Here is an 8,476-nt window from a genome sequence, read left to right on the forward strand (position 1 = left end):
AAGGTTTTCTAAGTTCAACTTTCATGTAATGAAAGGGATATTTGTTTAAATTCATTATTTGTATAAAATATTTTTTTTTATATTTTTTTATTTATATAACGCCCATTTTATTTTATTTAATATTCTGAAAATTAAATAAAACAGTTCATTTTTCAAAGAAATACTTTACTTTTTCAAAAAAAATAGCTCCATGAAATTAATTCATAAAGCTATTTTACTATTTTATAACACAAAAGATTTTCTTATTTACTTAAAATTTCTTTTACCTCATTGCTATTATTATAAGAGCTAGAAGGATCTTCTGCTCTTAAAGTGTAAAATGCATTTTTTGCATCTTGTAATCTACCGTCTTTATAATATAAAACTCCAAGATGATAAAAAGCATCATCATAATACTCTTCTGAAGCTGAATAAGTATTTACAAATCTTTCGTAGTACTCTTCGGCTTTTTCATTGTTTCCTAATTTTTGATATGAAAGACCTAAATTGTATATTGCATCAGCTCTAAACTGATTTGTATCTGTAGCCTTTAAAGTATATTTGTAATATTTTATAGCCTCTTCATAATCGCCTGCCATTTTATAATCATTTGCTGTGAAATATAAAGTTTCAGCACCTTTTTTTATTATTTGTTCTTCCTGCTTTGCTTCTTCTTTTGCCTTTTCTTCTTCCTCTTTAGCTTTCTTTTCCTCTTCTTCTTTTTGTGTTAATTCTTCTTCCTTTTCAGAAAGCTCTTTATCCTTTTGGTCTATTTCTTCATCTTTAGAGCTTATTTGATTGTTTAAATCCTCGATTTTTCTTTGGTTATTCAAATAAAAAGCTCCCATAACAACTACTAATAGAGCTATTACAGCATATAAAACAAAATGCTTTTTGTCTTTTTTATTGTTTTTATTTGGTTTTGTTTTAGATATTTCTGTATTTTCTTTTTTATCTTCTTTCTCTACATCTTGTTTTGCTTGAGCAGTATTTGTGTATACTTCTCCATTTTCATCGAATTTTTCAAAAATAGGATTATCCTTATCTATACATCTAAGATCCTCTAGTAGAGATATCTTTTTCTTTTCGTCTCCTACTCTATCGTAAAGAAGTATAGATATTACATAAGGCTCTATAAGCTCAGGCTCTTCTAATATCAAGCTATCAAAAATTTCTATTGATTCTTCATTTAACTCTTCGTTTATAAATCTAATAGAATGATTGTATCTCTCCAAGAAGGTTTTAAAATCCTTAGATGATAATAAAGTAACGTATTTTCTAGACAATTCATTGTTGCCATAGCATTGACTTGTATAGAAGCTTTCAAATGACTTAGAAAACTCGCATTTTAAAAGATATAAAAGACCTTTTAGATTTAATATATCTGGATCCTTTGGATTTAATCTAAGCGCCTCTTCTACAAACTCCACTGCCTTTGTTATGTAATGTCTATTTGCTAAGTCAAGTGCATTATTGTATTTATTGTAAGACTCTAGTTTAATTTCCTTTGAAATCTCTGTAGAATTTGTGTTTAATTCTTTTTGTAGGTTTAAAATTGTTTCATTTTTATAATTCGATGTAACATATGTCTGTTTTAATGCCTTTAATGTATCATTATCTTCATTTTCATCCTCGTCTATTTTAAAAAAAGTATAGTCACTTTTATTTTCTTCTACTAAAGAGATATCCATTATTTTTCTTGGCATATTTTCAATATCTAAAACTATATTTTCTCCTAAAATAATAATCACCTCCCAATATTCATATACTCTAAGATAACACATTTACAAATTATAGTCAAAAAAATTCCTCCACTTATTCGTATTTTTATAAGCGAAGGAAATTCTTATTATTTTATATTGTACTTTTTGACCTTTCTATAAAGGGTAGCTATACCTATATTTAAAGCCTCTGCAACTTTTTTCATTTCTTGAGTATTACTACCGTATTTTTTTATTGCCTTTTCTATCTCTTCTTTTTCTAGCTGATCTACAGTTTTTATCTCTTCTTTATACATCTCATCTAATTTAAAAGAAATTAAATCAGACATACTAGATATAAACTCTCTAAGCTCTTTGTCTTTAGACAATAATTTTTGCTTTTGTTCTTCAGTGAAGGCAGCTATACCTAAAATTCCTATACTTTCATCCCCTAATTTAATAGGAGTACATATATCAGCTAGCTCCTTGCAATGTTCCCTACTTGAACAAATCTTGCAGCTATCTTCTATATCCTTATTGATAACATATGAATTTCCTGTTTTTAAAACATTGGAATATACAGCTTCTTCTGAGATTTTATCTCCTATCTTATCTTTAAAAATACCTGTGCCTGCTATTCTAAATAAATCCTTAGACACCACGGTAACATCCACATCTAGTACATTAGAAATATTTTGACAAATATCTTGAATATACTGGGTTATATCATTAAGCTTCAAATCAACACCCCCTATAATTTATATATTTTTATTATATAATTTTTAAATACTTTCGTCATCATTTCCTGCAGTTGTATCACCTGTAGAAGTTCCTGGATCTGGAGTTGGGGCTGGAGTTACTGCTCCACCTCCTTGATTATTATCTCCTAAATTATTATTTGTATTCCCTGGAGCTTCGTTATTATTGTTAGGAGCTCCATTTACACCAGGAGATTGATTGACAGTTGCTTTTTTTGTACCCACTGCTACTACTGCATTTTTACTTGGATAATAAGATGAACACACCTTCTCTTTTTTTGTCTGTTTACCATTTTCATCGTAGTAAATTCTGTAAGTAGATACTGTATATCCAGTTCTTCCTCTTTGTAAAGTTTTAGTAACACCTTCACTCAAAGTAGAATCCTGTTGCTGTGTCGTACTAAAAGAAATAACTGAGTTTATAACAGTAGATATTTCTATTTTTTGATTGTCACTTTTTGCTCCAAAAATTTGGCTTTTTACTACTCCATTACTGTAGTAGTTCTTTATAAAAACTGGGTTTTTATAATTATTTTTAAACACAAAATCTACTCCTGTATCAGTAACTGTAGCATCTCTTCCCAATGCAACATAATCTGAAGGTATTGAGTGATTAGTTCTAGATACTATATCAAGTCCAGCGTATAAAACGCTGTTAAACATAGTAGATGAAACCTGGCATATACCTCCTCCTACACCATTAGTTACTTCTCCTCCACTTATTACATGGGCATTTTGATATCCATTTTTAAGGCTTCTTGCACCTGTATGCTTATTATAAGAGTATTCTTCTCCCGGCATCAATAAGACATCAGTTGTTTTTTCACAAGCTAATTTTATATTTTCAACTCTTCCATAGCTTACATCAGATAAGACTGTCGTATAGCTTCCAAGCAGAGTATCTACCTTGTCTAAGTCAGAGCTCTTTACTTCAGGCTCTATTGTTTTTACTACTAATTCCTCTGTAAAATCTCCATTTTGAAGATTTTTAATGAAATTCTTCTTACTTGATTTTATATCTAATTCCAATCCGTTTTCTTCTTTTACTACTTCAACCTCGTCATTTTTTACTTCTAAAGTAGCATTTTTAACTTCTACGTTGATATCTTTAGATATATCATTTAATTTTTTTTCTAATTTATCTTCATCACAATTTATTGAGACATTTATATTTGTTTTACATCCAGCCATAGATTTTAATGAATTAAATATGTTGACTACTATATTGCTGTCTCTGTTTACGTTATAGGCTTTATCTATAGTTTCATCTATATCGTAAGTAACACTTATTTCTTTAGGATCTACACTCCATTTGTCATCTTTGTATTTAAAATCGAATATTTCCATTTTATATTCGCTGCTTAATTTCTTTTTTGCTTCATCCTTCGTAAGTTTTCCAATATTAATATCCTTTACGTAAACATTTTTAGATATTTTATCTCCATTTATAGAATAAACACCTACTCCTACTAAAACTAATATCACACATAAAATACCTAAAAGTATCCTCTTTTTCATAATATTCTCCTTATTAAATTAAATTTTACTTATCTTACTATCTACACATCTATATACAGTTTTGTCGTACATATTTACTAAATAAACTTCTTTAGTAAAAGAGAACCATCCTTTTTTAACAAGTACATAGTAGTATATATTGTTGTTCTTTTCTATTAGCTTATTTAACTCTTCTTCATCTACATATTTTACAATTTCTGATTTAAATTTTACCTCTAAATCATTGTAATCTTCTTTTTTCTGACTTAATTTATCCTTTACTATAGTAGCTGCATCCTTAGAGCTTATTGCAAACACATAATTTCCGTCTTCGTCTACCTTATAGTATCCATCGCAGTATTCACAATCGTAATCTACCTTTTCAGATTTATAAGAATATATTTGTTTGCTCTTCGCCTCTACTAAAACTTCATTTATTATTTTATTGTCTTTTACAATTTCTGCATAATAATAAATTTTTTCACCTATAGTCTGTTGATATGATATGACTGATAATAAATCAGCTTCTATATTGCTTTTTTTACTTATTAAATTTTTGATATCATCAGATGAAAGAGTATATACAGATATTTTTTCTTTATATTCATTTTCTAATTTTTCTATTTCTTCGTCATTTGGATAATATGGCTTTAAGTAAGTCAAATATACTAATGCATCTTCATATTTTCCTTCTTTTGAAGAAATATTGGCTTGAGATATATAGTAGTTGTACATTGAATCTATACACTCTTGCTTTTTACTTTGAGCTAGACTGTAGTATTTTTTATCGTCTTCTATCACTTTGTCATATTTTTCAATAGCTTCCTTGTATTTTCTTATTTGTTGGAACTTACTAGCTTCTTCGTACACCTTTCTAGATTCATATACTGTCTTTATCTTATTTTTATATTCATCTAGATCTTGATAAATTCCATTTAATGAAGTTGTAATATCCATATAAGAAGATGCTTTTTCGTAGTTTATATTTTCATCTATATACATTTCTTCGACTCTACTTGATATATCTAATAATTGATCCACATCTATTGTTATCTCATCTAGAGCATTTATAGTGTTTATAAGTCCTGAATACTGCTCCTTAGATATTTCACCACTTATATATTTATCACCACTATTTACGACTAATATTGATAATTTTTTTGATGCTACCTTATTAAATTTATTCATTTTAGACGCCGAAAAGTCTTTCTCCAAATCTTGATAATATTGGTAAGCCTCTGCATATTTTCTATTTGATATACTGTCTACTAATATATCAGCTTGTTTTCCTACGTTTAAATCTCCTCGACTGAAAAAAATAACTACCAAAAGTACTAAAAACGCTAAAAATGACAAAGATAGACTTACAAAATACTTTTTGCTGATTTTAATTTTGTCGATTTTATCTTCAATTTGATATTTTAATGTATCTAATTGATCTTTCACTGAGTCTAAAATTTTTTTAAAATCCATCCATCTTTACCTTCCTGTTTTATTATAACTTTTTTTAATTATTATACCATATTATTGTAATCTGACTTTGCAATTTACAACAAATATTTTAATTATCTTTTTTGCAATTTTTTTCATAAAATCCCCCTATATTATTTAGTTCTCTATTTACATTATATATATAAACTCGAATTAAATAAATAAAATTTAATTTTTAAAATAATATGGATTGATAGTTACATGTTAAAAATATTTTTCTATTTGTTTTTAATTGTATATAAAAATTACACTTATATCATCAAGTGAGCCATACTTACTTAATTTTTGTAAACATCTGCTATATGTTTTTTTCAATCTCATACAGGTAAATACATTTTTATTCAACATTTCAAATGTTTTATCTAGCTCTGACTCAAGCTCCTCGTAATTATAAAAGCTATTTATAAACCCATCAGTAAAAATAACTATCTTGAGCTCACCATATATTTCTATAATTTTATACTGCATTTTTTCTTCACATCTATCCTCAGCAAGAGAGTTGACTATTTTATAATTGTTATTTTCAAATACAGACTCGTAAGGCCCGTCTTTTTTAATCAAAATGCCGCTATCTCCTAAATTGAAAAATACAATGTTTTTTTCTAATAAAATCGCAAAAGTCAAAGTAGTCCCATATTGTATATAATCCAATTTATAAGCCTTGTAATTTTTTTTATAAAAATCCTGATATACCATATTTCTCCATTTAGATTTTATTTCAAATAATATTTTTCTACTTTTAAAGCCATCTATAAATAAATCTATCTTTTTATCGTATAAATAAGAATTTATCACATTTAAAGCAGCCTCACATGCAAGCCTTGAACCTATATGACTGTATTTAAATCTGCTCGAGCTATGTCCATCTGCAACTGCACAAAATATATAATTTTCGTATTTTTTATAAATAGAAAAATCCTGTGAGCCAAAGGATTTTTCTAAATTTTTATATCCTGTAACACTAGCCTTAAATATATTCATAAAACCTCCCAAATATATTAAAATCATTCATACTATTATTTAGTTTTTTGCATAAAAAAAAATACCATTAAGTTTTTACTAACGGTATCTTTTTTATGTTAACTTGATTTATTATATACTTTAAGATATTTTTTGTCTGTGATTTTTTCGTTGTATACTTTTGGTACGTGTACTAACTTTTTTATCAGTATTTTTATTGACTTTTTTAGGAGATTTTCTTTTAAAAATATATTCTGACCCTGTAAAAATAAGTCCTACAGATAACATCACAAAACATAAACCACCTAATAATAAATACCACATAACCCTTATCTTGCCTACCCCCAGTATCTTATTGGCAATCGCTAATACAATTCCTGAAAAAAAGCATATTAAAAATGACGTTATTATAACTTTTAAAATTCTATTGAAAATACTTTTCATAATTATCCACTCCCAAAACTATATTATCTCCTACTATATATCTTATCAAAATGAGACATAAATTTCAATTAGTATAATAATTTTGACATAAAATTGTTATACTTTTTTAATAATTTTAAATTAAGCTGAAATTCATCTGCCTTTTAATTAGTAATTTGTAACAATACTATGTGTTTTTAATAATATAAATATAAAGACTAAATTTAAATGAGGTGATATTATGCCATGTTTGCCTAACCTAGGAGGTAAGGCTCCAGATTTTACAGTAAATACAACCTTTGGACCTATAAACCTATCTGATTACAGCGGTAAATGGGTGGTTTTATTTTCCCATCCTGGGGATTTTACTCCTGTTTGTACTACTGAATTTATATGCTTTGCAAAATACTACAATGAATTTGCGGCGAGAAATACTCAGCTCATAGGTCTGAGTGTGGACAGTAATTCTTCCCATTTGGCGTGGGTTTACAATATATGTAAGCTTACAGGTATCGAAATTCCTTTTCCTATTATAGACGATTCAAGTAGAACAATATCTAAGCTTTATGGAATGATTTCAGAGCCTTTAAGCTCAACAGCTACAGTTAGAGCTGTTTTTATTATAGATGATAAGCAGATACTTAGAACTATTTTATACTACCCTATGACTACTGGTAGAAATATATTTGAAATATTGAGAATTATAGATGCACTACAAAAATCCGATGCAGAAAATATCGTGACCCCGGCCAACTGGCTCCCTGGGAATCCAGTTATAGCACCGCCACCAAAGACATACAAGGATTTAAAAAAACGAATTAAAAACTGCAATAAAAAATACGCCTGCTTAGATTGGTATTTATGCTTCTTAAACGAAGAAAACAAAGAGGATATGGTAGAATACATGAACTATCCTAATACAAAAGGTTTTACAATTAAAAGTCAAAGACAGCCCTATGAATATATAAGCGCCAATTGCCCAAATATACAGCCGATAGTCTTTCAATATGTGCTTGGAAATCCTGAAAATTTAGATCCTACTTACTTAGATGCCGCTATATATGCTTTTGTTCAAATAGCTGAAAATGGAGATTTATACGTTCCTTCGCCTAAATATTTAAACCAAATGATATCACTTAAAGAAGTTAAGCCATCTTTAAAAATAATAGCTGCCATCGGCGGTTGGGGTGCTGATGGATTTTCAGATGCCGCTTTAACTCCTACATCTAGATATAACTTTGCCAGAAATGTAAATGAATTTGTAAACGACTACGGTCTAGACGGTATAGATATAGATTGGGAATATCCTGGAAGCAGTGCTGGAGGCATCAAATCTAGACCTGAAGATAAGGAAAATTTCACATTGCTTTTAACTGCACTTAGAGATGTTTTAGGTGAAGATAAATGGATAAGTGTCGCGGGTACTGGAGATAGCGGGTATATAAATAGAAGCGCTGAAATAGATAAAATAGCTCCTATAATCGATTATTTCAACCTTATGAGCTATGATTTTACTGCCGGTGAAACAGGAGATAGAGGTAGAAAACATCATGCAAATTTATATGAATCAGATTTAGCTCTTCCTGGATACAGTGTAGATGTAATGGTAAACAACCTCATAAATGCAGGTATGCCATCTAGAAAAATAAATGTAGGCGTGCCATTTTA

Annotated in this window: 7 protein-coding genes; 1 reads left to right on the plus strand and 6 read right to left on the minus strand. The window is 28.4% G+C overall.

All coding sequences use genetic code 11. The features are described from left to right. Positions 1 to 242: 242 nt before the first annotated feature. The 6 genes from ACI3VO_RS00400 to ACI3VO_RS00425 all read right to left on the minus strand — a co-directional run bounded on the left by ACI3VO_RS00400 (position 243) and on the right by ACI3VO_RS00425 (position 6,829). Entirely contained in the window at positions 243 to 1,685 is a 1,443-nt protein-coding gene (locus tag ACI3VO_RS00400) for a tetratricopeptide repeat protein (RefSeq protein WP_439756010.1), read from the minus strand. A 143-nt stretch (positions 1,686 to 1,828) separates the two neighbouring features. Further along, entirely contained in the window at positions 1,829 to 2,419 is a 591-nt protein-coding gene (locus ACI3VO_RS00405) for a helix-turn-helix domain-containing protein (protein WP_439756011.1), read from the minus strand. A 42-nt stretch (positions 2,420 to 2,461) separates the two neighbouring features. After that, positions 2,462 to 3,955 (minus strand): VanW family protein, encoded by a 1,494-nt coding sequence (locus tag ACI3VO_RS00410; protein WP_439756012.1) that lies wholly within the window; start codon positions 3,953 to 3,955, stop codon positions 2,462 to 2,464. A gap of 18 nt (positions 3,956 to 3,973) precedes the next feature. After that, a complete protein-coding gene (locus ACI3VO_RS00415; protein ID WP_439756013.1) occupies positions 3,974 to 5,407 on the minus strand; it encodes a UbiD family decarboxylase in 1,434 nt (477 codons plus the stop codon). Between the two features lie 246 nt (positions 5,408 to 5,653). Continuing rightward, a complete protein-coding gene (locus ACI3VO_RS00420; RefSeq protein WP_439756014.1) occupies positions 5,654 to 6,406 on the minus strand; it encodes a PP2C family serine/threonine-protein phosphatase in 753 nt (250 codons plus the stop codon). Between the two features lie 120 nt (positions 6,407 to 6,526). Further along, complete coding sequence (locus tag ACI3VO_RS00425; protein WP_439756015.1) at positions 6,527 to 6,829, minus strand: hypothetical protein; 303 nt, start codon at positions 6,827 to 6,829, stop codon at positions 6,527 to 6,529. A 220-nt stretch (positions 6,830 to 7,049) separates the two neighbouring features. Between ACI3VO_RS00425 and ACI3VO_RS00430 the strand changes: the two genes are divergently transcribed. Then, positions 7,050 to 8,476 (plus strand): peroxiredoxin (locus tag ACI3VO_RS00430; protein ID WP_439756016.1); only part of this gene is annotated, 1,427 nt, incomplete at its 3' end.

The organism is Intestinibacter sp. (genome assembly GCF_051866655.1).
Classification (GTDB): Bacteria; Bacillota; Clostridia; order Peptostreptococcales; family Peptostreptococcaceae; genus Intestinibacter.

Excerpts from the sequence above, each read along its gene's own strand:
- ACI3VO_RS00420 (WP_439756014.1), bottom strand. The coding sequence starts at position 6,406 with ATGAATATATTTAAGGCTAGTGTTACAGGATATAAAAATTTAGAAAAA.
- ACI3VO_RS00415 (WP_439756013.1), bottom strand. The coding sequence starts at position 5,407 with ATGGATTTTAAAAAAATTTTAGACTCAGTGAAAGATCAATTAGATACA.
- ACI3VO_RS00425 (WP_439756015.1), bottom strand. The coding sequence starts at position 6,829 with ATGAAAAGTATTTTCAATAGAATTTTAAAAGTTATAATAACGTCATTT.
- ACI3VO_RS00410 (WP_439756012.1), bottom strand. The coding sequence starts at position 3,955 with ATGAAAAAGAGGATACTTTTAGGTATTTTATGTGTGATATTAGTTTTA.
- ACI3VO_RS00400 (WP_439756010.1), bottom strand. The coding sequence starts at position 1,685 with ATGCCAAGAAAAATAATGGATATCTCTTTAGTAGAAGAAAATAAAAGT.